24 protein-coding genes are annotated in these 25,928 nt (G+C 59.0%); 15 read left to right on the top strand and 9 right to left on the bottom strand.

The features are described from left to right. Window positions 1-270: 270 nt before the first annotated feature. The 8 genes from BM074_RS16735 to metH all read left to right on the top strand — a co-directional run bounded on the left by BM074_RS16735 (window position 271) and on the right by metH (window position 11,569). Window positions 271-1,287: a LacI family DNA-binding transcriptional regulator gene (locus BM074_RS16735; RefSeq protein ID WP_091923501.1), complete on the top strand. Its 1,017-nt coding sequence runs from the start codon at window positions 271-273 to the stop codon at window positions 1,285-1,287. Between the two features lie 26 nt (window positions 1,288-1,313). Next, window positions 1,314-2,369 (top strand): sugar phosphate isomerase/epimerase family protein, encoded by a 1,056-nt coding sequence (locus tag BM074_RS16730; protein WP_091923499.1) that lies wholly within the window; start codon window positions 1,314-1,316, stop codon window positions 2,367-2,369. A gap of 10 nt (window positions 2,370-2,379) precedes the next feature. Further along, window positions 2,380-3,552 (top strand): Gfo/Idh/MocA family protein, encoded by a 1,173-nt coding sequence (locus BM074_RS16725; protein WP_027232302.1) that lies wholly within the window; start codon window positions 2,380-2,382, stop codon window positions 3,550-3,552. A 34-nt stretch (window positions 3,553-3,586) separates the two neighbouring features. Further along, window positions 3,587-5,140, top strand: coding sequence for a sugar ABC transporter ATP-binding protein (locus tag BM074_RS16720; RefSeq protein ID WP_027232301.1), 1,554 nt, complete (start codon window positions 3,587-3,589; stop codon window positions 5,138-5,140). Next, window positions 5,137-6,150, top strand: a complete 1,014-nt coding sequence (locus BM074_RS16715; RefSeq protein WP_027232300.1) for an ABC transporter permease — start codon at window positions 5,137-5,139, stop codon at window positions 6,148-6,150. Before BM074_RS16720 ends, BM074_RS16715 begins: the two co-directional genes overlap by 4 nt. 111 nt (window positions 6,151-6,261) lie before the next feature. Further along, a complete protein-coding gene (locus tag BM074_RS16710) occupies window positions 6,262-7,206 on the top strand; it encodes a substrate-binding domain-containing protein (protein ID WP_027232299.1) in 945 nt (314 codons plus the stop codon). A 194-nt stretch (window positions 7,207-7,400) separates the two neighbouring features. Beyond that, window positions 7,401-7,610 carry a hemin uptake protein HemP gene (locus BM074_RS16705; RefSeq protein ID WP_027232298.1) on the top strand — a complete coding sequence of 70 codons (210 nt, stop codon included), beginning with the start codon at window positions 7,401-7,403 and terminating at the stop codon, window positions 7,608-7,610. A gap of 170 nt (window positions 7,611-7,780) precedes the next feature. Continuing rightward, the gene (gene metH / locus BM074_RS16700) at window positions 7,781-11,569 is read left to right on the top strand and encodes a methionine synthase (protein WP_091923497.1); all 3,789 of its coding nucleotides are present in this window, start codon (window positions 7,781-7,783) and stop codon (window positions 11,567-11,569) included. On the opposite strand, the gene BM074_RS16695 is transcribed toward metH, so the two are convergent. Then, entirely contained in the window at window positions 11,554-12,378 is an 825-nt protein-coding gene (locus BM074_RS16695; RefSeq protein WP_027232296.1) for an AraC family transcriptional regulator, read from the bottom strand. The two genes, metH and BM074_RS16695, sit on opposite strands and share 16 nt — an antisense overlap. A gap of 128 nt (window positions 12,379-12,506) precedes the next feature. Between BM074_RS16695 and BM074_RS16690 the strand changes: the two genes are divergently transcribed. The 3 genes from BM074_RS16690 to BM074_RS16680 all read left to right on the top strand — a co-directional run bounded on the left by BM074_RS16690 (window position 12,507) and on the right by BM074_RS16680 (window position 15,605). Beyond that, complete coding sequence (locus BM074_RS16690) at window positions 12,507-13,721, top strand: MFS transporter (RefSeq protein WP_091923495.1); 1,215 nt, start codon at window positions 12,507-12,509, stop codon at window positions 13,719-13,721. Between the two features lie 199 nt (window positions 13,722-13,920). After that, the gene (locus BM074_RS16685; RefSeq protein ID WP_091923493.1) at window positions 13,921-14,847 is read left to right on the top strand and encodes an ABC transporter ATP-binding protein; all 927 of its coding nucleotides are present in this window, start codon (window positions 13,921-13,923) and stop codon (window positions 14,845-14,847) included. Continuing rightward, entirely contained in the window at window positions 14,844-15,605 is a 762-nt protein-coding gene (locus BM074_RS16680; RefSeq protein WP_027232293.1) for an ABC transporter permease, read from the top strand. The genes BM074_RS16685 and BM074_RS16680 overlap by 4 nt, the downstream gene beginning before the upstream one ends. On the opposite strand, the gene BM074_RS16675 is transcribed toward BM074_RS16680, so the two are convergent. From BM074_RS16675 to BM074_RS16665, 3 genes are read right to left on the bottom strand one after another with little or no spacing between them, the layout of a single operon-like run. Then, the gene (locus BM074_RS16675; protein WP_091923491.1) at window positions 15,602-16,045 is read right to left on the bottom strand and encodes a TA system VapC family ribonuclease toxin; all 444 of its coding nucleotides are present in this window, start codon (window positions 16,043-16,045) and stop codon (window positions 15,602-15,604) included. The genes BM074_RS16680 and BM074_RS16675 overlap by 4 nt on opposite strands. Beyond that, window positions 16,042-16,272 (bottom strand): CopG family transcriptional regulator, encoded by a 231-nt coding sequence (locus BM074_RS16670; protein WP_091923596.1) that lies wholly within the window; start codon window positions 16,270-16,272, stop codon window positions 16,042-16,044. The genes BM074_RS16675 and BM074_RS16670 overlap by 4 nt, the downstream gene beginning before the upstream one ends. 21 nt (window positions 16,273-16,293) lie before the next feature. Continuing rightward, a complete protein-coding gene (locus BM074_RS16665; RefSeq protein WP_091923594.1) occupies window positions 16,294-16,812 on the bottom strand; it encodes a MarR family winged helix-turn-helix transcriptional regulator in 519 nt (172 codons plus the stop codon). Window positions 16,813-16,885: 73 nt separating this feature from the next. On the opposite strand from BM074_RS16665, the gene hmgA reads away from it, so the two are divergent. The 3 genes from hmgA to maiA are packed head-to-tail and all read left to right on the top strand — an operon-like array spanning window position 16,886 to window position 19,871. Beyond that, window positions 16,886-18,214 (top strand): homogentisate 1,2-dioxygenase, encoded by a 1,329-nt coding sequence (hmgA, locus tag BM074_RS16660; protein ID WP_091923490.1) that lies wholly within the window; start codon window positions 16,886-16,888, stop codon window positions 18,212-18,214. Continuing rightward, the gene (locus BM074_RS16655; RefSeq protein WP_091923488.1) at window positions 18,215-19,228 is read left to right on the top strand and encodes a fumarylacetoacetate hydrolase family protein; all 1,014 of its coding nucleotides are present in this window, start codon (window positions 18,215-18,217) and stop codon (window positions 19,226-19,228) included. Next, a complete protein-coding gene (gene maiA / locus BM074_RS16650; RefSeq protein WP_091923486.1) occupies window positions 19,218-19,871 on the top strand; it encodes a maleylacetoacetate isomerase in 654 nt (217 codons plus the stop codon). The genes BM074_RS16655 and maiA overlap by 11 nt, the downstream gene beginning before the upstream one ends. Before the next feature lie 60 nt (window positions 19,872-19,931). Here maiA and BM074_RS16645 read toward each other — a convergent pair whose 3' ends face one another. Genes BM074_RS16645 through hppD form a run of 3 tightly spaced genes read right to left on the bottom strand, consistent with a single transcriptional unit; the run spans window position 19,932 to window position 22,112 of the window. Further along, window positions 19,932-20,669: a nucleotidyl transferase AbiEii/AbiGii toxin family protein gene (locus tag BM074_RS16645; RefSeq protein WP_091923484.1), complete on the bottom strand. Its 738-nt coding sequence runs from the start codon at window positions 20,667-20,669 to the stop codon at window positions 19,932-19,934. Between the two features lie 53 nt (window positions 20,670-20,722). Beyond that, window positions 20,723-20,947, bottom strand: coding sequence for a hypothetical protein (locus tag BM074_RS16640; RefSeq protein ID WP_091923483.1), 225 nt, complete (start codon window positions 20,945-20,947; stop codon window positions 20,723-20,725). A gap of 52 nt (window positions 20,948-20,999) precedes the next feature. Further along, window positions 21,000-22,112 carry a 4-hydroxyphenylpyruvate dioxygenase gene (gene hppD, locus BM074_RS16635; RefSeq protein ID WP_091923480.1) on the bottom strand — a complete coding sequence of 371 codons (1,113 nt, stop codon included), beginning with the start codon at window positions 22,110-22,112 and terminating at the stop codon, window positions 21,000-21,002. 120 nt (window positions 22,113-22,232) lie between these two features. Here hppD and BM074_RS16630 point away from each other — a divergent pair, with 120 nt between their 5' ends. Beyond that, complete coding sequence (locus tag BM074_RS16630) at window positions 22,233-22,694, top strand: Lrp/AsnC family transcriptional regulator (RefSeq protein WP_091923478.1); 462 nt, start codon at window positions 22,233-22,235, stop codon at window positions 22,692-22,694. Here the strand turns inward: BM074_RS16630 and pdeM are convergent. Then, entirely contained in the window at window positions 22,691-23,374 is a 684-nt protein-coding gene (gene pdeM / locus BM074_RS16625; RefSeq protein ID WP_175499054.1) for a ligase-associated DNA damage response endonuclease PdeM, read from the bottom strand. The genes BM074_RS16630 and pdeM overlap by 4 nt on opposite strands. Before the next feature lie 29 nt (window positions 23,375-23,403). Then, window positions 23,404-25,917 carry a ligase-associated DNA damage response DEXH box helicase gene (locus BM074_RS16620; RefSeq protein WP_091923475.1) on the bottom strand — a complete coding sequence of 838 codons (2,514 nt, stop codon included), beginning with the start codon at window positions 25,915-25,917 and terminating at the stop codon, window positions 23,404-23,406. Window positions 25,918-25,928: the final 11 nt, after the last annotated feature.

The raw sequence follows: 25,928 nt of genomic DNA, 5'->3' as shown, positions 1-25,928 counted from the left end.
CGGGCTGCGGCGCTCCGTACGGCAAAGTGGCTCACCTTTGCGCTAACTTCTGAGTGGCAACCCCGAGACGATTTTAACAGCTCATTTGGAGATGCGGCTGGCTGTCTTGTCGTTTGAGGTACGCATTGGGGAGGTTACTATATTATGTGTCGTTTGATATTTGCAACGCTGTGGACACATCAAACAGTCCATCAAAACAAGTCAAAAAGAGTTGCACACCTCAATGGGTTGATCTAAGACTTTAGCCGGAGGAGAATTCTCGTGGGGAAAATGACGCTTGAAGACGTCGCCCGAGAAGCCGGTGTAAGTCTCGCAACGGTTGATCGCGTCGTGAACGGGAGGATGGGCGTGCATGCACGCACCATCGAGCGCGTCAATGCGGCCATAAAACAGCTTGGTTTCCTGTCGGACCCACATGCCTCGCGCCTTGCACGCGTGCGTGACTACGACTTCCGCATCATTCTGCCGACCGGCGAAAACGAATTCATGCAAAGCCTCGCCGCCGAGTTTCGCGCAACACGCGAGCGCCAGCTGCAGGAGCGCGTGCGACTTTCGATCGAGCATGTCGATACCTTTGACGGCGTCGCCGTTGCAGCGGCGCTGGAAAGCCTTCCTTCCGGAATAGATGGCGTCGCCGTCGTCGCGCTCGATCATCCGGCCGTGACCGAGGCTATCAACGCGCTCGCCGATTCCGGGGTCGTTGTACTGACACTCGTATCGGACGTTCCGAATTCCCGCCGCGCCCACTATGTCGGGATCGACAATTTTGCTGCCGGTCGCACGGCAGCCTCGCTCATTGGCCGCTTTGTCGGGCCGCGCAATGGCAAGGTCGGTATGATCGCGGGGTCGCTCGCCCTGCGCGATCACATCGAACGCCAGTTTGGCTTTGAGCAGATCATTTCACGCGAGTACCCGAACCTCGAAGTATTGCCGGTGCGCGAAGCCCGCGACGAGAACGCCCGCGTCGAAGCGGCGGCAGGCGCGCTTTTGAAGGACCATTCGGATCTTGTCGCAATCTATAATGCCGGCGGCGGACAGGCGGGCGTGATCAAGGCGCTTGAGGCAAGCGGCCACGTCTCCGACGTGATTTTCGTTGCCCACGAACTGACGCCCTCGACGCGGCGGCATCTGGTGCGCGGCACCGTCGATGCGCTTATCAACCAGGATGCAGGCCATATGGCGCGCAGCACCGCACGCATCCTGACGGCGCTGCGCGAGGGACGCCCCATCGTTCCGGGGCAAGAGCACATTCGCATCGATATTTTTCTCAGGGACAACATGCCCTGACGGCAGGAGACTTAAGGGAGGAATTCATGAAGACGATCAAGGGACCAGCCATTTTTCTCGCACAGTTCGCGGGCGATGCGGCGCCATTCAATTCCTTCGATGCCATCTGCGGATGGGCCGCATCCCTCGGTTATAAAGGGGTACAGATTCCGGCTTGGGATGCGCGCTTGATCGACCTGAAGAAAGCGTCGGATTCCAAGGATTATTGCGACGAACTCGCCGGTACGGCGTCGGCGCATGGCCTGACCATCACCGAGCTTGCCACCCATCTTCAGGGGCAGCTCGTCGCCGTTCATCCCGCCTATGACGAAATGATGGATGGATTTGCAGCACCGGAAGTGCATGGCAATCCCAAGGCGCGTCAGGAATGGGCGGTTGATCAATTGAAGCGCGCTGCGCGGGCGTCAAAACATCTCGGCCTGAAATCCATGCCGACCTTCTCCGGCGCCCTTGCATGGCCGTATATTTATCCGTTTCCGCAGCGTCCGGCCGGTCTGGTCGAAACAGCGTTCGATGAACTTGCCAAACGCTGGACCCCCATCCTCAACTATCTCGACGAGCAGGGTATCGACGCCGCCTATGAAATTCATCCTTCGGAGGATCTCCATGACGGCATAAGCTACGAAATGTTTCTGGAGCGCGTGAACAATCATACGCGTGCCAATCTGCTCTACGATCCCTCGCATTTCGTACTGCAGCAGCTCGACTATCTCGACTACATCGACATATATCACGAGCGGATCAAGGCGTTCCACGTCAAGGATGCAGAGTTCAATCCGACGGGGCGCCAGGGCGTCTATGGCGGGTTCCAATCATGGGTCAACCGCGCCGGTCGCTTCCGTTCGCTGGGCGACGGTCAGGTGGATTTTGGCGCGGTGTTCTCGAAATTGACCGCCCATGATTTTGATGGCTGGGCTGTTCTGGAATGGGAATGCGCGCTGAAGCACCCCGAGGACGGTGCGCGCGAGGGCGCCGAGTTCATTAATGCGCATCTCATCCGTGTGACCGAACGCGCGTTCGACGACTTTGCCGGAGCCGGCACCGATGAGGCCGCAAATCGCCGCATACTTGGCTTGAAGTAAGGGGAACGAGATGGTCATCGGAGCATCGAAGGAAAAGCCGGCGTCACGCCGCATTCGCATCGGCATGGTCGGCGGCGGGCAAGGCGCCTTCATAGGGGCGGTGCACCGCATCGCCTTGCGTATCGACGATCAATATGAGCTGGTCGCCGGCGCCCTATCGTCCGATCCGGAACGAGCCAAGGCGTCGGCACGCGAGATCGGCATCGCCGAGGAGCGTGCCTACACCTCCTTCGAGGATATGGCCAAGCAGGAGGCCAAGCGGCCGGACGGCATCGAGGCGGTTTCCATCGTCACGCCCAACCACATGCACGCGCCAGCCGCCAAGGCATTCCTGAAGGCCGGCATTCATGTCATCTGCGACAAGCCGCTGACGACGACGGTGAAGGAAGCCAAGGAACTGGTCTCGCTTGCCGGCAAGAGCGGCAAGCTGTTCATCCTCACCCACAATTACACCGGATACCCGATGATCCGACAGGCGCGGGCCATGGTGGCAAAGGGTCTGCTCGGCGACCTGCGCGTGGTGCAGGCCGAGTATCCGCAGGACTGGATGACTGAAAAGACCGAGGCCACGGGTTCCAAGCAGGCCGAATGGCGCGTCGATCCGAAACGCTCGGGGGCTGGCGGAGCCATCGGCGATATCGGCACGCACGCGTATAACCTTGCCTGTTTCGTTTCGGGGCTGAAGCTCAAGCAGCTGTGTGCCGAATTGACCAGTTTCGGCGAGGGCAGGGTGCTCGACGATGACGTGCAAATCCTGCTCCGCTTTGACGGTGGAGCAAAGGGCATGATCTGGGCAAGCCAGGTGGCGCCCGGCAACGAAAACGGGCTCAAGCTGCGCGTCTACGGCACCAAGGGCGGTCTCGAATGGACCCAGGCCGACCCGAACTATCTCTGGTACACGCCATTCGGCAAGCCCAAGCAGTTGCTGACCCGGGGCGGGGCGGGGGCTTCGCCCGAGGCGGCGCGCCTGACGCGCGTGCCAAGCGGCCATCCTGAAGGCTATCTGGAAGGTTTCGCCAATATTTACAGCGAGGCGGCGCAGGCCATCATCGCTGCGCGCACCGGCAAGAAGGCGCCAAAGGATGTAGTATTCCCAACCGTGGAAGATGGTCTCATAGGCATGGAATTCATCGAAGCCGCGGTGAAATCGTCGAAAGCCGGCGGCGTCTGGACGAAGGTGTGATGGGCAATCGGCAGGACAGAGGGAGGTGCCAATCATGAGCGTGGCACCCACAGGAGAGACCAGCACTTCGCTCCCCGTCCTCGAGGCGCGTGGCATAGCCAAGGCATTCGGCCCGGTCGAGGTCCTGACCGATATAACCCTGTCGGTCATGCCGGGCGAGGTGCATGCCATCATCGGCGAGAATGGTGCTGGCAAGTCGACCCTGATGAAGCTCCTGAGCGGCCACCTTTCGCCGACGCGTGGAGCGGTGGCGATTGACGGAGAGCCCGTCATATTCAACGGTCCCGTAGATGCAGAACACCGCGGCCTCGTGCTCGTCCACCAGGAGATTTTGCTCGCGCCGGATTTGACGGTTGCCCAGAACATCTTCATGGGCCGGGAACTGAAGCGCGGTCTGATGGTCAACGACCGCGAAATGAACCGTCAGTCCGCAGAAGCGGTGCGCAGCCTCGGTGCAGAAATTGAGCCGACGACGCAGATTGCGCGGCTATCGATTGCCCGCCGCCAGTTGGTCCAGATCGCGCGCGCCCTGCAGGTGCCGCATCGTGTCGTCATCTTCGACGAACCCACTGCCTCGCTGACGCCCTTCGAGACCGAAGCCCTGCTCAAGGTCATCCGCGATCTGCGCGACAAGGGCGTCGCCGTGCTCTATATCTCGCATCGCCTGCCGGAAGTCGCGGCAATCGCCGACCGGATCACCGTGTTGCGCGACGGCAAGCTGATTGCAACCCGCCATGCGGCGGAACTGCAGCCAGTCGACATGGCGCGCCTCATGGTCGGGCGCGACATGTCGAAGCTCTATCCCGAACGCGAGGATACTGCGACGCGGCAAAACGTTCTCGAGGTAAAGAATTTTGACGTGCCGGGCTATGCCAGCGATGCGAGCTTTGTCTTGCGCAAGGGTGAAATCCTCGGCTTCGCAGGCCTGATCGGCGCCGGGCGCACGGAATTGTTCGAGGGTCTTGTCGGCCTGCGCACTGCCCATGGCGAGGTCAAACTCAATGGCAAGCCGGTCAAGTTTCACAGCGTGCGCGACAGCATGTCAGCGGGCATCGTTTATCTGAGTGAGGATCGCAAGGGCAAAGGCCTTTTGCTGGCGCAAGACCTGCGCACCAACCTGACGCTGGCGACGCTCGGCAAATTTACCAACGGGCCGCTCATCGAGCGCAAGCGCGAGGACAAGAGCCTCGACAAGGCAATCGCTGATTTCGACATCAGGGCGCGCCGGCGCGACCTTCTTGCTGGACAGCTTTCAGGCGGCAACCAGCAGAAACTGCTCCTTGCCAAGATGATGCTGCTCGAGCCGAGCATCGTCATCATTGATGAGCCGACGCGCGGTATCGACATCGGCACCAAGGAACAGATCTACAGGTTCATTGCCGATCTCGCGAAGGCAGGCAAATCCGTCGTCGTCATATCCTCCGAAATGCAGGAACTCATCGGCATCTGCCACCGCATTCTCGTCATGCGTTCGTCGCGCATTGTCGGCGAGGTTACCGGCGACGCGATGACGGAAGACGAGATCGTCGTCTACGCCACCGGCGTCAAGATCAACGAAGCAGAGCTTTACAGTGCGGGGAACGCATGAGCGACACCAAGGTTATCACCGACACACGCGGTTTTGGCCGCAAACTGGCGGATCTCGACAAGACGGCGGTTGCGCCATTCCTGGCGTTGGCGGCGCTGTTCGTCCTCGGCGCGCTCGTCAATCCGAACTTCCTTTCGATCGACAATTTGCTCAATGTCTTAACGCGCTCGTCCTTCATCGCCATCATTGCCGTTGGCGCGACTTTCGTCATTTCCGCGGGCGGGCTCGATCTTTCGGTCGGCTCGATGGCGGCGCTCGTCGCCGGCATCATGATCCTGTTCCTGAATTCAGGTGCGGTCGATGGCGACATGGCGATGCTTGCGGCAGGCGTCGTTGTTGCCATCGGCGTCGGTGCGCTGGCGGGTCTGCTCAATGGTGCTGTGATCACCATCGGCAAGATCGAGCCCTTCATCGTAACGCTTGGCACCATGGCGATCTTTCGCTCCGTGACCGTGTGGCTGGCGGATGGCGGCTCGATCGCCATGAAATCGATCGCGATGCGCAACATGTTCCGCCCTGTCTACACCGGCGTGTTTCTTGGCCTGCCGATACCGGTCTGGATCATCATCATCGTCGGAGTTCTTGGCGCCTTCATTCTCTATAAGACGTCCTTTGGCCGCCACGTGATTGCTGTCGGCTCGAACGAAGACGTCGCGCGCTATTCGGGCATTCACGTCAACCGCGTACGCGCCATGACCTATATTCTTCAGGGCATTTGCGTCGCCATCGCGGTCGTCGTCTATGTGCCGCGTCTCGGCGCAGCCACGACGACAACGGGCATGCTGTGGGAATTGCAGGCGATCACTGCCGTCGTCATTGGCGGTACGGCGCTGCGCGGCGGCGTCGGCCGCATCTGGGGAACGATCTGCGGCGCCTTCATGCTGGAAGTCGTGGGCAATATCATGGTGCTTTCCAATATCGTCAGCGAATACCTGATCGGTGCAGTGCAGGGCACGATCATCATCATCGCCATGCTGGTGCAGCGCACCCTGCAGAAGAAGAAGGCGTGACGCCGGCAGAGGAAAACCGGTGGCAGGGCCATCGCAACGAGACCGGACGGGGGAACAGGGCCACCCACCGCGCCGCAATCAAGGCCCGAGCAGAAAATTGGGAGAAGACAAATGCGTAAACTATTGATCGGTCTTGTTGGAGCGGCGCTCGCTTCGACGATGACCTTCGCCTACGCGCAGGACAAGAAGGTCAATATCGCCGTCTCTATACCTGCGGCCGACCACGGCTGGACCGGCGGCGTCGTCTATCATGCAGAACGGGCCGCCAAGCTTCTAGAAGCCGCTCACCCAGGCCTGAAGATCACCATCAAGACTTCGCCGGACGGTGCTGCGCAGGCAAACGCGCTCGAAGACCTGACCACACAGGGCATCGACGCGCTGGTAACGCTGCCGCACAATTCGGACGAACTGACAGATCCGATCCGTGCGGTAAAGGAAAAGGGCGTCTTCGTGACGGTCGTTGACCGCGCTCTTTCCGATCCGACGATCCAGGATCTCTATGTTGCCGGCAACAATCCGGAGCTCGGCCGCGTCGCCGGCGAATACCTCAAGGATACGTTGAAGACCGGCGACGTCGTTGTCATCCGGGGCCTCCCGATCGTCATTGACGAAGAGCGCCAGAAGGGTTTCGACGATGCGATTGCCGGCAGCGGGATCAAGGTTCTCGACAAGCAGTTCGGCAACTGGTCGCGCGATGATGCCTTCAAGATCATGCAGGACTATCTGACCAAGTTCCCGAAGATCGACGCCGTATGGTGCCAGGACGATGACATGGCAGTTGGCGTGCTCGAAGCCATCGATCAGGCTAAGCGCACCGACATCAAGATGGTCATCGGCGGCGCCGGTATGAAGGACATGATCAAGCGCGTTGCCGACGGCGACAAGATGACCCCGATCAACGTTCTCTACCCGCCATCAATGGTTGCAACAGCGATGGAACTGACGGTTGCGAACTTCTACGATCAGGTTCCGGTGCGCGGCAAGTACATCCTCGACGCAACCCTTGTGACCAAGGACAACGCCAAGGAATTCTACTTCCCGGATTCACCGTTCTGATTAAGGCTGGTCTGTCCAGCTTGCGATCGAAAGGCCCGCAAGGGCCTTTCTTTTTGACTGAAATCCGGTTCCAGCGATGTTGTCTGACTTTCGATTGATTGACTTGATCCGAGTGTTCGGATTAAATATGAATATACTTATCAAGTTTATTGAACGGCGGCCGACGCGGGTTGCCGTTCAACGAAAGGCCCAAAATGTCCCGCCGCCAGATCATCGACCTTCAGGTCCGCCTTCCAAATCCTGTCTCGCGACCTGCCGCGCCTGTCCAGCCATCAGCGCCTGAATTCCGCGTTCTAGGTAGTGAAGTGCTTTTTAAAGGCAATAAGGAAGTTGGTATCGAACATGGCGGCTCCTTGTACCGGTTGAAGATCACGCGCCAGGGCAAACTCATTCTCAACAAGTAACCGAGCGATTCCTATGTCTCGGACGAGCCTCGGGAGGGCGCTGCGGGCATGGTGGTGCGCCTGCGGCGTTGCGACATTATTTGCCGCCATTAGAACTGACTTGTTGACATAAAGATATCTTTATGTGACCTTTGCGCCTCCCTAAAAATCATTATGAGACATTTCGAGTCATGGGTATTGCATCTGGAACGATTGGCGAAAAATTGCTCGGCCCGGAAGCGGCACCCCGCGACGGCTCCGAGGTTTTTGCAGCGCTGACGCAGGCAGCTAAAGAGCGAATCCTTATCCTTGACGGCGCCATGGGGACGCAGATCCAGGGCCTCGGCCTGAAGGAGGAAAATTTTCGCGGCGAGCGTTTCGCCGATTGCGCCTGCCACCTCCAGGGCAACAACGATCTTCTCATCTTGACCGAACCGCAGGCGATTGAGGACATCCACTACGCCTATGCAATGGCCGGCGCCGACATACTCGAGACCAATACCTTTTCCTCGACCACGATCGCCCAGGCCGACTACAGCATGGAGGACGTGGTCTATGAGCTCAATCGCGATGGCGCCCGGCTTGCGCGCCGCGCCGCGCTGAAGGCGGAGCAGAAGGACGGCAAGCGCCGCTTCGTTGCGGGCGCGCTCGGACCGACGAACCGCACGGCATCGATATCGCCTGACGTGAACAATCCGGGCTACCGCGCGGTGACGTTCGATACCCTGCGGGCGGCCTATGCCGAGCAGGTGAGGGGATTGATCGACGGTGGCGCCGACATCATCCTCATCGAGACGATCTTCGACACGCTGAATGCCAAGGCTGCCATCTTCGCGACGCAGGAAGTCTTCGAGGAAAAGGCAATCAACCTGCCGGTCATGATCTCCGGGACCATCACAGATCTTTCCGGACGCACCCTGTCGGGACAGACGCCGACCGCCTTCTGGTACTCCGTACGTCATGCCAGGCCCTTCACCATCGGTCTCAATTGTGCGCTCGGGGCCAGTGCCATGCGCGACCATCTGGCCGAGATCGCGGCAGTCGCCGATACGTTCGTGTGCGCCTATCCCAATGCAGGGCTCCCGAATGAATTCGGTCAATATGACGAGAGTCCTGAAGCGATGGCGGCGCAACTCGAAGAGTTCGCCAAGGACGGCCTGCTGAACATTGTCGGCGGCTGCTGTGGCTCGACTCCGGAACACATAAGAGCCATTGCCGAAGCGGTCGGCAAATACCGGCCGCGCCCCATTCCCGAGACCGAAACCCATATGCGGCTATCCGGCCTGGAGCCATTCACGCTGACCAAGGATATCGCCTTCGTCAATGTTGGCGAACGCACCAACATTACCGGCTCGGCGAAATTCCGGAAGCTGATTACCGCAGGCGATCTGCCGGCGGCGCTCGATGTTGCGCGTGACCAGGTCGCAAACGGCGCGCAGATCATCGACATCAACATGGACGAGGGACTGATCGACAGCGAGAAGGCCATGGTCGACTTTCTCAATCTGATCGCCGCCGAACCCGACATCGCACGCGTGCCGGTAATGATCGATTCGTCGAAATGGGACGTGATCGAAGCCGGGCTCAAATGTGTCCAGGGCAAGCCGCTCGTCAATTCGATCTCAATGAAGGAAGGTGAAGACGCCTTCATCGCTCATGCAAGGAAGGTTCGCGCCTATGGGGCGGCTGTCGTCGTCATGGCGTTCGATACCGAGGGCCAGGCCGATACGCTCAAGCGCAAGGTGGAGATTTGTACGCGCGCCTACGAACTCCTGACACGTGAGGCTGGCTTCGCGCCTGAGGATATCGTGTTCGACCCGAACATTTTCGCGGTCGCTACCGGCATCGAAGAGCACAACGGTTATGGCGTCGCCTTCATCGAAGCCACCCGGCAGATCACGCAGACCTTGCCGCACGCTCATATTTCCGGCGGCGTTTCCAATCTTTCCTTCTCGTTCCGTGGGAATGAACCGGTGCGCGAAGCGATGCACGCCGTTTTCCTCTACCATGCCATTCAGGCTGGCATGGACATGGGCATCGTCAACGCCGGACAATTGGCGGTTTACGAATCGATCGATCCGGAATTGCGCGACGCCTGCGAGGATGTGGTCCTCAACCGGCGGGACGATGCCACCGAACGCCTGCTCGACCTTGCCGAGCGCTACAAGGGCTCGGCCGGCAGGGAAGCACGCGAGCGCGATCTTGCCTGGCGCGAATGGAGCGTCGAAAAGCGGCTGGAACACGCGCTCGTCAATGGCATAACCGAATTCATCGAAGCCGACACTGAAGAAGCGCGCGCACGGGCCGAGCGCCCGCTTCATGTCATCGAGGGACCGCTGATGGCCGGCATGAACGTTGTCGGCGACCTGTTTGGTTCCGGCAAGATGTTCCTGCCGCAGGTAGTGAAATCCGCCCGCGTCATGAAGCAGGCCGTCGCCGTGCTGCTGCCCTACATGGAGGCAGAGAAGCTTGCCAATGGCGGATCGGGAAAACGCGAAAGTGCCGGCAAGGTGCTGATGGCGACCGTCAAGGGCGATGTCCACGACATCGGCAAGAACATTGTCGGCGTTGTCCTCGCCTGCAACAATTACGAGATCGTCGATCTCGGGGTCATGGTGCCGTCAACGAAGATTTTGCAGACGGCGCGCGACGAGAATGTCGATATTATCGGCCTTTCGGGCCTTATCACGCCCTCGCTCGACGAGATGGTCCATGTTGCGTCTGAACTCGAGCGCGAGGGCTTCGATGTTCCGCTGCTGATCGGAGGCGCAACCACGAGCCGTGTGCATACGGCGGTCAAGATCAATCCGCGCTACAGCAATGGCCAGACCGTATATGTGACCGATGCAAGCCGGGCGGTGGGTGTCGTTTCGAACCTTCTGTCGATGGATGCCAAGCCCGGCTTTGTCGATACGATCCGCGCGGAATATGAGAAAGTTGCGGAAGCGCATGCCCGCAACGAAGCCGACAAGCAAAGGTTGAGCCTAGAGAAGGCCCGCGGCAACGCTCATAAGGTTGACTGGTCGTCTTATGTACCGCCCGAGCCGCAATTTACGGGCACTCGCGTTTTTGAAAATTACGATCTTGCGGAAATTGCCCGTTACATCGATTGGACGCCTTTCTTCCAGACCTGGGAGCTCAAGGGTCGCTATCCTGCGATCCTGCAGGACGAGGCACAAGGCGAGGCGGCGCGCCAGCTCTTTGCGGATGCGCAGGCGATGCTGACAAAGATCATCGATGAGAAATGGTTCAATCCAAAGGCCGTCATCGGGTTCTGGCCCGCAGGGTCTGTCGGGGATGACATTCGCCTCTTTGCCGACAACGCCCGCGATAAGGAGATCGCAACGCTGTTCACGCTGCGCCAGCAGCTTTCAAAACGCGATGGCCGGCCGAATCTCGCTCTTGCTGATTTTGTCGCGCCGGTGTCAAGCGGTGCACAAGACTATGTCGGTGGCTTCGTCGTCACGGCAGGCATTGAGGAAATCGCCATCGCCGAACGGTTCGAGCGGGCAAATGATGATTATTCCTCGATCCTCGTCAAAGCGCTCGCCGATCGCTTTGCCGAAGCCTTTGCCGAACTCATGCACGAGCGCGTCCGCAAGGAATTCTGGGGCTATGCGCCGGAAGAGACATTTGCGGCGGATGAACTTATCGGCGAGCCCTATCGCGGCATCCGTCCCGCTCCCGGCTATCCGGCGCAGCCTGACCACACAGAAAAGGATACGCTGTTTCGTCTGCTTGACGCGGAAGACAAGATTGGCGTGCGGCTGACGGAAAGCTATGCGATGTGGCCGGGCTCATCCGTGTCGGGCATCTATATCGCTCACCCGGAATCCTATTATTTCGGCGTTGCCAAGGTGGAGCGCGACCAGGTGGCTGACTATGCGAACCGCAAATCCATGCCGGTTGAAGAGGTTGAGCGTTGGCTGGGTCCGATCCTCAACTATGTTCCGGGCCCGCGCGTTCAGGCGGCAGAGTGAAGATAATGGCGCGGCGGGGCGCCCAGCATGCGTTTGAACATGGTTGTGAAGGCAGGAACGCTGTAGCCGAGATCGAGTGCGACGCTGGTCACAGGTTCGCCCTCGGTGAGGCGGGGCAGGGCTGCGAGCAGACAGGCCTGCTGACGCCACGTCGAGAGGCTTAATCCTGTTTCGCGGCGGAACATACGGGTAAACGTGCGCCGGCTCATGCCGAGCCGGTCCGCCCAATTGTCGATATTGGTGTGCGGCGAGGGATCTTTCAGGAAACCCCGACAGAGCATGGCAAGCCGCCGATCCTCGGGAAACGGCAGGCCAAGTGGGCGCTCCTCAAGGTTCGGAATCTCATGCAACAACAGTCCCATGACGAACATCGTGCGTTCCTCCGCCTGCCTCTCGGGCGCAACGGCGACTGCTTCGCGAATGAGATTGTCCATCAGCGGTGTCAGGCCGACGACGTGCAGGTGATCCTTCAATCCCGCCACGGCATCCGGCCGCACATAAATCGAATGCATCGAAACATCGCCAAGCATGTCCACCGCGTGTTCGACGCCGGCCGGCAGCCACAGCGCGTGGTGCGGAGGCACCATCCAGCGGCCGAATTTCGTGGTCACCATCGCGACGCCGGAAATTGCGTGGAGCAATTGCGCCTGGATATGGTGGTGGTCGGGAATGTGGTGGCCTGACGGATAAAGCGTGGCCAGCGCGAAAACATCACCCTCGGCCTGCTCCAGCCATTGCAGCCGCAACCTGTGCAACTGTTCGAGCTCCAACCCGGCGGCATTACGCGCAACGAAGGTTTGGTAACGCATGTTTTGGCCCACTTGCGAAAGAATTGGACCAAACCACGAAAGCAGGTTGATGGCAACCGATATATCAGTTTGAAAAAGGGCGGGGCAATCCTTGCGACGACGCCCTTGTTTTTCGATGGAACGCCTTGATGACCGATACGACCTTGCCCGCACAGCGGACCTCCGCTGACACGACCGTCTTTGCGATAATTTTCGCCGTCAGCTTCTGCCATTTGCTCAACGACATGATGCAGTCGCTACTTGCCGCGATCTATCCGATGCTCAAGCAAAATTACGGTCTCGATTTCAAGCAGATCGGCTTTCTGACGCTGACCTTCCAGGTCACCGCCTCGCTGCTGCAGCCGATTGTCGGAACGTATACCGACAAGCGGCCCATGCCGTATTCGCTCCCGGTTGGCATGGCGTTTTCGCTCGTCGGCCTCGGACTTCTTTCGGTCGCAACCCACTACGCCATGCTTCTTGCCGGCGCAGCCTTCATCGGCATTGGTTCATCCATTTTTCACCCGGAATCATCGCGGGTGGCACGTCTTGCCTCGGGCGGCCGCCACGGTCTTGCGCAATCCTTCTTTCAGGTGGGAGGCAATTTCGGTACCGCACTCGGTCCGCTGCTCGCAGCTTTCATCGTGCTGCCTCGCGGCCAGCAGAGTATTGCGTGGTTTTCCGCCGCGGCCCTCATCGGAATGATCGTCCTTTTTCAGGTCGGCAACTGGTACCAGCGCTATCGCAAGGCCAACGCGAACAGGCCGGCTGCAAGCAAGCAACTCAAACTGCCGCGCGGCAAAGTTGCCATGTCGCTGATCATCCTGACCTTGCTTGTCTTTTCCAAGAACATCTATCTCGCAAGCATATCGAGCTATTACACATTCTATGTCATCCACAAGTTCGGGATCTCGGTGCAGCAGTCCCAGATGATGCTGTTCCTGTTCCTTGGCGCAGCGGCAGTCGGCACCATTGTCGGCGGGCCGATTGGTGACAAGATCGGCACGAAAGCCGTGATCTGGTTCTCGATTCTCGGTGTCTTGCCGTTCACGCTGATCATGCCTTATGCGGACCTCTTCTGGACAGGCGTCCTCACGGTCCTGATCGGCCTTATCCTGTCCTCAGCCTTCCCTGCGATCGTTGTCTTCGCTCAAGAACTGGTACCGGGCCGTGTCGGCATGATTGCCGGCATCTTCTTCGGCTTCGCCTTCGGCATGGCCGGCATAGCGGCGGCGGTGCTCGGCTTCGTCGCCGACAACAAGGGCATCGACTACGTTTACATGATCTGCTCGTTCCTGCCCTTCCTCGGCCTGCTCACAATTTTCCTGCCGAGCATGAAGGAAGTGCGCGGCGAACAGGCTTAACAATTGAAGGCCCGGTATCGTCCGGGCCTTTTTCTCGATTAGCCAGATCCTGCGCTCTGCTGACGCCGAATGTCAGGAGAGGTGGTTTGAAAATCCCGCCTTAACCCCATATAAGGAACACCATTCCCCTGGTGACCTCCGCCAAAGGGTTTCGTTTCGCTCGCCGCATTCAAACCCAAAGTCCTCCCCGGGAAGCTTCATGTCCTCAGCCATTTCCGTCTCCAGCCTCAACAAAACCTATGAGTCCGGTTTTGAAGCGCTGAAGAATATCAATCTCGATATCCGCCACGGCGAAATCTTCGCACTGCTCGGGCCGAATGGCGCAGGCAAGACGACGCTGATCAGCACCATTTGCGGCATCGTCAATCCGACCTCCGGCACAATCCTCGCCGATGGTCACGATATCATCAAGGAATACCGCGCGGCGCGTTCCAAGATCGGTCTCGTGCCGCAGGAGTTGACGACGGATGCATTCGAGACCGTCTGGGCGACGGTCAGTTTCAGCCGCGGCCTTTTCGGCAAGCCGGCCAATCCCGCACACATCGAGAAGATCCTCAAGGAACTTTCGCTATGGGACAAGAAGGATAGCAAGATCATGACGCTCTCGGGAGGCATGAAGCGGCGCGTCATGATCGCCAAGGCGCTGTCGCACGAGCCGGAAATCCTTTTTCTCGATGAGCCGAGCGCTGGCGTCGATGTCGAATTGCGGCGCGACATGTGGAATGTGGTGCGGGCGCTGCGCGAATCGGGCGTCACCATTATCCTCACGACGCACTATATCGAGGAGGCCGAACAGATGGCCGATCGAATCGGCGTCATCAGCCATGGCGAGATCATTCTCGTCGAGGAGAAGGACGCATTGATGCGCTCGCTCGGCAAGAAGGAGTTGCGCCTGCTTCTCCAGGAGAAACGCGAGGAAATACCCGAAGCTTTGGCGGCCTACGGGCTTGAACTTTCGCCCGACGGGAGCGAACTCGTTTATCACTACGATACCCGCAAGGAACGAACGGGCATTACGGCGCTCCTGAAGGATCTCGACAAGGCAGGTGTCCGCTTCAGCGATATTCAGACGCGGGAAAGTTCGCTCGAGGAAATTTTCGTCAACCTGGTGAGGGAACGCAAATGAACCTTTACGCGATCAAGGCGATCTATCTCTTCGAAATGCATCGCACCTGGCGCACGCTCATGCAGAGCGTCATTTCGCCGGTTCTGTCGACGAGCCTTTACTTCGTGGTTTTCGGTTCGGCGATCGGCGGCCGTATCCCCGAGATCAACGGCGTAAGCTACGGTGCGTTCATCGTGCCGGGCCTGATCATGTTGTCGCTGTTGACGCAGAGCATTTCCAACGCGTCGTTCGGCATCTATTTCCCGAAGTTCGTCGGCACGATCTACGAACTCCTCTCGGCACCTGTCTCCTACGTGGAGATCGTGATCGCCTATGTCGGGGCTGCGGCGACGAAGTCGATCATTCTCGGGGTGATCATCCTTGCGACTGCGGCGCTATTTGTACCGCTGCGCATCGAACACCCCTTCGTGATGCTGCTGTTCCTGGTGCTGACAGCGGTAACCTTCAGTATGTTCGGTTTCATTATCGGCATCTGGGCGGATGGCTTTGAGAAGCTGCAGCTCGTGCCGCTGATGATCATCACACCGCTGACGTTTCTCGGCGGTAGTTTCTATTCGATCGACATGTTGCCGCCATTCTGGCAGACCGTGACGCTGTTCAATCCCGTCGTCTATCTTATCAGCGGGTTTCGCTGGAGCTTCTTTGGCCTTTCAGATGTGCATATCGGAACGAGCCTTGTCATGACAGCCGTGTTTCTCCTCGCGTGCATTCTGATCCTGCGCTGGATATTCAGGACGGGGTACAGGCTGAAGAGCTAAGTGGTTCGTTCGCCAATGACATGCAGACAATTTCGGCCATCCCGTACCGCATCGGTTACGAGGCGCCGATCAAAGGTCGCCAATTTCCCTTGGTGTGCCTGAGCAAGCGCCAGGAGGTATGTATCCGTGACCTGACCGGCATTCAACAGCCGCGACGGATCAATGGAATTGTCCATTAAGCTGATGTCATCTGCCCAAAAGATATGACCCGGAATGGCACGTAATCCGGCCAGAAGCGCAACAACCGCGGCTGGCGTGCCCGGTGAGTTAAGGTAGCGGGCGCTGCTGATAATACGGATCGCACCGTTCTCGGTTATTGGGCAAGTGGCCCAACTGGACCGTCCTATATCAGCAAACCACTCATGTGCAGGATCGTGATGGACATGTGCGGGATCGAATAGGGCAATCAGCACATTGACGTCCAGGAGATATGGCGTCACGGCAATTCATCGCGAAGTTGGTTCACCAGTTCCATCGTTACCGGCGTGGAATTGGTGCCTGCCGGGAGGAGCGGCACGCCGTTTCGCGTCGCTTGACGTGCCGTTGGAGCTTGCAGACCTTTGCGGGCGAGTGTCGATATGACTTCACCTACAGTTTTGCGCTGGCGCTCCGCAAGGCCCTTGGCCGCCGCGAGGACGTCATCATCAATTGCAAGCGTTGTTCGCATCGTCTTGCGCCTCATCACGCATCAAGCATCACGCATCATATATGCGAGATCGTTGCCCAATTCAATTGCGGCGCCGCTTCCGGCGGTCTGTCCCGCGAGTTTCTCCAGCGCCTCGAGGCCATGCTTCAACGCTGCTGCTCCGCGCGGTCCCAGTTGCTGCAGCAGTTCAGTCTCGAAGTCATGCGCAACTTTCACAAGGTCGAGATAGGCCTTCCGCCCGGCCGGGGTCAGCATAAGATTCTCGACACGGCGGTCGGTCTCATCGCGCTTTCGCAACAGCCAGCGCCGCTGTTCGAGGGCAAGCACGGCGCGCGAGACTTTTGTCTTGTGCATTGACGAATGAGTCCCGATCGCCGTGGCGGTCATGGTGCCAAACTGGCCCAGCGTTGCAAGTGTTCGCCACTCCGGCCGTGTCAGTCCATACTGATCCCGGTAAAGGCTCGCAAAACGATGGCTCACGGCTTCTGCCGCCTTGTTGAGACGGTATGGGGTGAACGCCTCCAGTATAAGCGGCGGGTCGATGTCGATCTTCCTTTTCATGTCCACAATCCCGATTGTCATTGATAGTTACAAAATAGATCGTCACAATTGCAACTAAATTGGAGGTTCGATCATGGCTCTTCACTATATGCCGGGCTTCGGCAACGACTTTGAGACGGAATCGCTTCCAGGCGCCCTGCCGCAGGGACAAAACTCGCCGCAGCGCTGCGCTTACGGCCTCTACGCCGAGCAACTCTCCGGCTCCCCCTTTACTGCGCCGCGCGGCACGAACGAGCGATCCTGGCTCTATCGCATTCGCCCATCGGTCAAGCATAGCGGGCGCTTTTCGCCGGGAAAGCGCGAGCACTGGAAGACCGCGCCAAACCTCGATGACCATGAACTGCCGATTGGACAGTTACGCTGGAATCCGACGCCAATGCCGCGCGATTCCGTCAACTTTATTGATGGCATTCGCACCATGACCACGGCTGGCGATGTCCACGGTCAGGTGGGCATGTCCGCACATGTCTACGCGTTCAATACTGCCATGGAGGACGACTACTTCTTCAATGCGGATGGCGAAATGCTGCTTTTGCCCGAGAGGGACAGCCTCAACATTTTCACCGAGATGGGCATCATCGAAATCGAACCCTCGGAAATCTGCGTGATCCCACGCGGGATGATGTTCAAGGTCTCTGCGCCTGACGGCGAGGCCAGGGGCTATATTTGCGAGAATTACGGGGCAAAATTCGCCCTGCCGGATCGCGGTCCGATTGGTGCCAACTGCCTGGCCAACCCGCGCGACTTCAAGACACCGGTTGCAGCCTTCGAAGACAAGGAAGTTCCTTGCCGTCTGCATGTGAAATGGTGCGGCAAGTTCTATCAGACGACACTCGATCATTCCCCGTTGGACGTCGTCGCTTGGCACGGGAATTATGCGCCCTACAAGTATGACCTGCGCACGTTCTCGCCAGTCGGGGCGATCCTGTTCGATCATCCCGATCCGTCGATCTTCACCGTGCTCACCGCGCCGTCGGGCGAGGAGGGAACGGCCAATGTCGATTTCGTTATTTTCCCGCCGCGCTGGCTGGTTGCAGAGCACAGTTTCCGGCCGCCCTGGTACCACCGCAACATCATGTCCGAATTCATGGGGCTGGTGTATGGTCAATACGATGCCAAGGAGGAGGGGTTCGTGCCTGGGGGCATAAGCCTTCACAACATGATGCTGCCGCATGGACCGGACACGATGGGGTTCAACAAGGCATCCACGGTGGAACTCAAGCCGCAGCGGCTGGACAACACGCTTGCCTTCATGTTCGAGACGCGCTTCCCCCAGCACCTTACCCGCTATGCAGCTGATACGCCGACGCTGCAAGACAATTACGCCGACTGCTGGAAAGGTCTCCGCAAGCGGTTCAACGGGACGCCGGAAGGCGACTGGTCGGAGGAGATCGTAAATTAAATGAAACTTGCCTCTCTCAATAATGGAACGCGTGATGGCAAACTGGTCATAGTGTCGAAAGATCTGACCCACTATACCGATGCCTCGTTCCTCGCGCCGACGTTGCAGTCCGCGCTTGACGACTGGTCGCGTATCGCCCCGCACCTCGCGGCGCTTGCCTCCAGCCTCGACCTGCGCGCCGTTCCTCTTGAGCGCTTTCACGAACATGATGCGCTATCGCCTCTGCCGCGCGCCTATCAGTGGGCCGACGGTTCAGCCTATGTCAATCATGTCGAACTGGTCCGCCAGGCGCGCAATGCGCCGATGCCCGAGAGCTTCTGGACTGACCCGCTCATCTATCAGGGTGGGTCCGACAGTTTCCTTGCTCCGCGCGAACCCATCCGCATGGCAGACGAAGCCTATGGCATTGACATGGAGGGCGAGGTTGCGGTGATCGTCGACGACGTGCCGATGGGCGCGGGTCTCGACGAAGCGCGGGCCGCGATCCGCCTGATCATGTTGGTCAACGATGTCAGCCTCCGCAACCTCATTCCGGCCGAGCTTGGCAAAGGGTTTGGCTTTTATCAGTCAAAGCCGTCGTCGGCCTTCTCGCCCGTGGCGGTCACACCCGATGAACTCGGCGAGACCTGGGATGGCGGCAAAGTGCGCCTGCCGCTCTGCGTCGATCTCAACGGCCGGCCCTTTGGCCGCGCCAACGCCGGCATTGACATGACGTTCGATTTTCCGACGTTGATTGCCCATGCGGCGAAGACACGCCCGCTTTGCGCCGGCACGATCATCGGATCGGGGACGGTTTCGAACAAGCTTGACGGCGAAGCGGGCAAACCCATTGAAGAGGATGGCGCCGGCTACTCGTGCATCGCCGAAATCCGCATGATCGAGACGATCGCCACCGGCAGTCCGCGAACGCCATTCATGCGTTTCGGCGACACAGTTCGCATAGAGATGAAAGACGCATACGGCCATTCGATCTTCGGCGCCATCGAACAGCAGGTGACCCGCCATGGGCGCTAAAGCCATCCTCTATGATTATTGGCGCTCGTCGGCGAGCTATCGCGTGCGCATTGCCCTTAACATGCTCTGGCTTGAGTATGACAGGGTGCCGGTCGACCTCTTGAGCCAGGAGCATAAAGGCATCGATCACCTCTGTCGCAATCCGCAGGGGCTCGTGCCGACACTCGCGATCGACGGGCATATGATGACCCAGTCGCTTGCGATCATCGAATACCTCAACGAATCCCACCCCGGGGCTCGCTTCCTGCCGGACGATCCTTTGGGGCGACAACGGGTTCGCGCGCTTTCCTACGCGATCGCGATGGAAATCCATCCCGTCTGCAATCTGGGTGTGGCATCGCATGTCATGCAGCTTGCCGGCGGCGATGAAGCGGCGCGGCGCAACTGGATGCATAAGTTCATCTCTGAAGGTCTGGGCGCATTCGAGACCATGCTCGATCACCCCGAAACCGGGCACTTTTGCCATGGCGATACCCCTTCCATGGCCGATTTCTGCCTCGTGCCGCAGGTCTTCAATGCGAGGCGCTGGGGAGCCAAAATCGAAAGTCTGGAGCGCGTCAATGCCATCGCTGCCCGTTGCGATGCGATCGGTGCTTTTGCCGCGGCGCATCCTGATCGGCTGAGGCCGGGATTACCTGGTTAAATCGCCGGACGGGTCTCGCGGTTCATCGGTTTCGGGATAAGGTTGGGCAAAGTCAGAGTTTTAGACGCCGCTGAAAGATCCGATAGGGTTTTGGACTTGGTCTGGCCAGCGACGCATGACTTCGCCCGTCAAAGCTCCGATGGATCTCCTCGCATCGGTCATTTCCATTTGCAGGACTTCGCTTGCACGCTGCAATTCGCCGGTCGAGTTCAATTTCGAAACGACCCATGCGAGTTTGCGGACAATGTCGGCACCATAGGCACCTTCGGCCTTAGCGATCGCAATATCGGGTATGTTTTTATGATGGTGCACGAGCATGCCAAGGTCGATGGCATCCCGATATGCAACGGAGCGATCGTGACACCTGTCGGCATTTGCCAGGAGCTTCTCCGCAAACAAATCCTCTTCGACAAGCATCGGTAGGCCAAGCTCCGAGTCGATATGGCCACACAGCTCAATCCGCGCTTCGCGGATGATTTCGAATTTGATCACCTGTTCGTTATGCCGTAGCGCGGTTCGCAATCCGTATTGATCGATTTTAAATGTGCGCAGCGGTTCGACAGGTGCTGGAAAGAACGCGCGAATACCACGCTCGACGGCTGCGCTGCGCAGTTCGCGATATCCGTCCGGGTCAGCGCAAAGGAAATCAACATCCAGCGACTGCCGATATTCGCCCAGTTTGAGGACGATTGACGTACCACCACCGAACCAGCATTGGTTGGTCGCCAGAAACGAAGCATCCATCAGGCGCAGCGCCTCAAGGATAACGCGGTGTTCCGCCCTTTTTAGTTCGGTCATATTTGTTCTCGCTGTGCATTGGTACTATGCAGCAGCAAGCATGGATACGAAAGTCAGGAATTCAGCAATACGCCATTGCCGAAAGTATCGGTCAAATCTTTGATGAGATCCGCTTCAGGTCCCGTCAGCTTATCCGTATCGATGAAGCGCCAATTGCGCTCGTAGATTTCAAACGCTTCTTGTGCCGGTATCGCGCGCGCAACATCGCGGTTCCAGGCAAGCTGCTTAAGCTGCGGGAAATCGGCTGGTACAATAGGGGCGATTGTTGCTGGTTTCATAATGCATCCAATATAAATGTGGACTGCGGATCTTTAAAGCTCCAATCTATACCTACTCCGCCGCTTCGATCTTGATGACGCCGCGCCGAATCTGGTCTTCCTCGATCGATTCAAACAAGGCGCGGAAATTGCCTTCGCCAAAGCCTTCGTCGCCCTTGCGCTGAATGAATTCGAAGAAGATCGGGCCGATCACGGTCTTGGAGAAGATCTGCAGAAGGATCTTCGTCATGCCGCCATCGATGACACCTTCGCCGTCGATCAGAATGCCGTGCGTCTTCATGCGCTCGATCGGCTCGTCATGGCCCTGCACACGCTCGTGCGACTTCTCATAATAGGTTTCAGGCGGGCCGGGCATGAATTTGAGCCCGTTTAGGGACAGCTTGTCGGTAGCTTCGTAAATCGCCTCTGTCCCGACCGCGATATGCTGAATGCCTTCGCCCTTGTATTTCCGCAGATACTCCTCGATCTGGCTCTTGTCGTCCGTCGATTCATTGAGCGGGATGCGGATCTTTCCGCAAGGCGACGTGATCGCGCGGGAGACGAGCCCCGTCAGCTTCCCGGCTATATCGAAGAAGTGGATCTGCTTGAAGCCAAAGAGCTCGCGGTAGAATCCCCACCATTTGTCCATGTTGCCGCGATAGACATTGTGGGTGAGGTGGTCGAGGTAATAGAACCCGACGCCTTCCGGCTTCGGATCGCGTTCGCCGAGCCATTCGAATTCGGCGTCGTAAGCCGATCCGCGCTCGCCATAGGTTTCGATGAAGTACAAAAGCGAACCGCCGATCCCCACGATGGCAGGGACGTCCAGGGTCTTGTCCTCGCCCTCATAAGGGGTCGCACCCTTGGCGACCGCATGATTAAAGGCGTGATTGGCATCGACCACGCGCCAGGCCATGGAAGGGGCGCAGGGGCCATGCTTCGAGACGAAATTGGTCGCATGAGAATTTGGTTCGGCGTTGAGAACGTAATTGATGTCGCCTTGGCGCCAAACTGTGATGTTCTTGCTCTTGTGGCGCGCAACCGGCACATAGCCCATGCGTGCGAACAACTCTTCGAGCTTTTCCGGCTCGGGATGGGCAAATTCCACGAACTCGAATCCGTCGGTGCCAGCTGGGTTTGCCTTGGTGATTGCGGCTTTCGGTGCGTCGTGCGGAAACGGTCCCATATCATCCTCCATGTACCACCCTCATTATCGCGCAAATCAGCCGCATGGTGCTTGCATTTCAACGCCGTCTGGACGTAAATAATGCACGTTGTATGCACATTGGCGTTACAAGGAGCACGAATGGAGCATCTTGACGCATTTGACCGCAAGATACTGTTCAGCTTGCAGGAAGATGGACGGCTGACAAACAACGAACTTTCGGAAAAGATCAATCTCTCGCCCTCGCAATGTTCGCGCCGCCGGTCGCGCCTGGAGGGGGGGGGCTATATTCGCGGCTACCGCGCGGAGATCGACCGCGAAAAACTCGGCCTTGGCATCGTCAACATTATTTCGGTGACGCTCGCGACACACAATCGCGACAACGCCCGGCGCTTCTCCGACCTTATCTCGAGATTGCCGCAAGTGATGGAGGCCCATGCGCTCACAGGCGAAATGGATTACTTTATCAAGGTAGTGACGCCTGATCTGCGGGCGCTCTCCGCTTTCGTCAATGAGGTATTGCTGCCGCATGAATCAGTTCAGAATGTCAAAACCGCTATCGTGCTCGACACGCTGAAAGAGGATGGGCGGTTGCCAATCTAAAGATAAAGCGCCTTGCCGGCCATCGCGTAAATGCGGGCGCGCCCGAGCATATAGGCGGTGAGAGCATGGATATCGAAGAGGCCGTGGAATGCGCGGCTCATGATGTTCATCCCGCCCGTATAGGCGCCGAATGCCGGCATGATCAGCCGCGAATGGTCGCTGACGAAGCAGCGCCGCTGCACTGACTGGCCGCGGTGCACCACCTTGGCTGCCGGGTGGAGGTGTCCGGCAATTTCGCCGCGGCACGCGAATTTCGAGGGCTCATGGCGGAAAATGAGATTGCCGAATGCAAGTTCCGTGAAGGTTTCGCCCGGAAGGTCGGCCGGATGTTCGGGGTCGTGGTTGCCTGTGATCCATATCCATTCGCGCCCCGCCATCAGTGCGGCAAGCTGCGCCGCATAGACCTCTGGCAGGCGCGCCGCGGCCTTGCCGTCATGAAAACTGTCGCCGAGGCTGATGACGCAGGCCGGATCATAGCGCGCCATCACCTTGGCAAGCGCCGCGAGCGTCGACGCTGTATCATATGGCGGCAGCATCATGCCGCGCCGCGCGAACGACGATCCCTTCTCGAAGTGCAGATCCGAAACGATGAGGACACGGTCGTCTTCGAGATACAGCGCGCCTGAGGGATCCCCGATCGCCGGATGTCCCGCAACGGCAATCTGCGCCGAGCCGTGCAGTGCTGTCTTCGTTGTGTGGAATGCCGGATTCACTTCTGTTCCATCTCGCGGGTAAGCTCGTCGGCAATCTCCTCGAGGATCCTCTCATGCGCCTCGCCCGGAACGCGTTCCCTGCCGATTTCCAGCATGACGGGAACGGCAAGCGGCGAGATCTGATCAAGATCCTTGTGAACGATATTGCCCTTGATTCGCCCAAGCATATCGGCAAGTCGGCGAATGTCGAGAAGGCCGGTCGCCGCATCGGCCCGCGTCGCCTGAATAAGAATGTGATCCGGCTCGTGCTCGCGCAGGACATCGTAGATAAGATCGGTCGAAACCGTCACCTGCCTGCCCGTCTTCTCCTGCCCGGGATGACGCTTTTCGACAAGGCCCGATATCAGCGCGCAGTTGCGAAACGTGCGCTTCAGCATCCAGCTTTCCGCCAGCCAGGCTTCGAGGTCATCGCCCAGCATGTCCTCGTCGAAAAGCTCGGCCAGCGGCAGTTCGCCCTTCTTGAACATGCGGCCCATGTCGCGCATGCCCCAGATCGTCAACGCATAGTCCGTTGCAACAAAGCCGAGTGGACGCGCCTTGGCCCGTTCAAGACGCCGGGTCAAAAGCATCCCGAGCGTCTGGTGCGCCAGTCTTCCTTCGAAGGGATAGGCCACCATATAGGAGCGCTCGCCGCGCGGGAACGTCTCGACAAGCAGGCTGCCGGGTTGTGGAATGATCGACCTGTCCCTCTGGATGCGCAGCCAGTCGCTCACCTGATCCGGGAGCGCGCCCCAACGCTTCGGGTCGGCGAGCATTCCTCGCACCTGATCCGCGAGATAGGTGGTCAGCGGGAACTTGCCACCGGCATAGGAGGGAATCTTTGCGTCGAAGCCGTCCGCTTTCGATACGAGGCACTCGTTTTCGCGAATGCCTTCGAACCGCAGCACGCGCCCGGAAAAGAAGAAGGTATCGCCCCGCGACAATGCTTCGATAAACGATTCCTCCACCTTGCCGAGAACCGGCCCGCCGCGCACAGCGCCCTTGCTCCCTTGCCGGACGAGCCTGACATTGAGCGCCGGAGCTTCGATGATCGTGCCGACATTGAGCCGATATTGCTGCGCGAAACGCGGATGCGTCACCCGCCATGTGCCGTCGGCGGTCTGTCTTATCTTGGCGAAGCGCTCATAGCTCTTGAGGGCGTAGCCGCCGGTTGCCACGAAATCGATGATCCGGTCGAAGGTTTCGCGCGCCAGTTCGGCATAGGGAAGGGCCGTGATCACTTCAGCATAGAGATCGTCGGCGCGGAACGGCGCGGCGCAGGCCATGCCGAGAACGTGCTGCGCCAGCACGTCGAGCGAACCCGCGCCAAGCGGCGGGGTATCCTGTGCGCCGATATAGTTCGCATCGAGCGCGGCCTGGCATTCCATCACCTCGAAGCGATTTGCAGGAACGAGGACCGCGCGCGACGGCTCGTCCATGCGGTGATTTGAGCGGCCGATGCGCTGCGCAAGGCGGCTGGCGCCCTTCGGCGCGCCGACATGGATGACGAGGTCGACGTCGCCCCAGTCGATGCCGAGGTCGAGGGTCGAGGTGGCCACGACGGCACGCAGGGTATTAGCGGCCATCGCCTGTTCGACCCTGCGGCGTTTGCTGACATCGAGCGAACCGTGGTGCACGGCGATTGGCATGTTGTCTTCGTTCGCCATCCAAAGGTCATGGAACAGGCGCTCAGCCTGACTGCGGGTATTGACGAAGATCAGTGTTGTCCGGTGCGCCTTGATCGCCTCATAGATACCGGGGATCGCATAGATCGCCGAATGTCCGGCCCAGGGCACGTGGTCCTCGGTATCGAGGATGGTGATATGGGGTTTGGCGCCGCCCTCCACGGTCACGAGGCTCGCTTTTGGCGCATCCTCAGTCTGTGGCAGCAGCCATCGCCGCAATCCGTCTGGGTCGGCGACGGTCGCGGACAAGCCCACCGCTTGTAATCCGGGCTGCAGTTGCCGTAGGCGTGCCAGGCCGAGGGCAAGCAGATGACCACGTTTCGAGGTGACGAGCGAATGAAGCTCGTCGAGGATGACGTAGCGCAGGTTTTCGAAGAACTTGCCGGCATCCTTGCCGGATATGAGCAGAGCGAGCTGCTCGGGGGTGGTCAACAGAATGTCCGGGGGGGCGAGTTTTTGCCTCTGACGCTTATAGGCGGGCGTATCGCCGGTGCGTGTTTCCAGCGAAATATCGAGGCCCATCTCGTCGATCGGCTTTTCGAGGTTGCGGTGGATATCGACGGCAAGGGCCTTCAGCGGCGAGATGTACAACGTATGGACGCCGCGGCTTGGCGCATTGCTCTTGCCGCGGGTGGACAGGTCTACGAGAGCGGGCAGAAATCCTGCGAGGGTCTTGCCGGCGCCGGTCGGGGCAATCAGAAGCGTCGATCTTCCCGCCTGCGCCTCCTCGAGAAGCTCGAGCTGATGCGCGCGCGGCGACCAGCCCTTCGACTGGAACCAGTTGAGAAAGGCCGGCGGCAATAGGGGTGTGCCGGTTTCGGCTATGGCGGCTTTGCTGGTGCTCACTTGCGCGAATG

Origin of the sequence: Phyllobacterium sp. CL33Tsu (assembly GCF_900113985.1) — a bacterium.
GTDB classification, from domain to species: domain Bacteria; phylum Pseudomonadota; class Alphaproteobacteria; order Rhizobiales; family Rhizobiaceae; genus Phyllobacterium; species Phyllobacterium pellucidum.
Note: the sequence above shows the minus strand (reverse complement) of the source record. Positions and strands in the feature narration are given on the sequence as shown.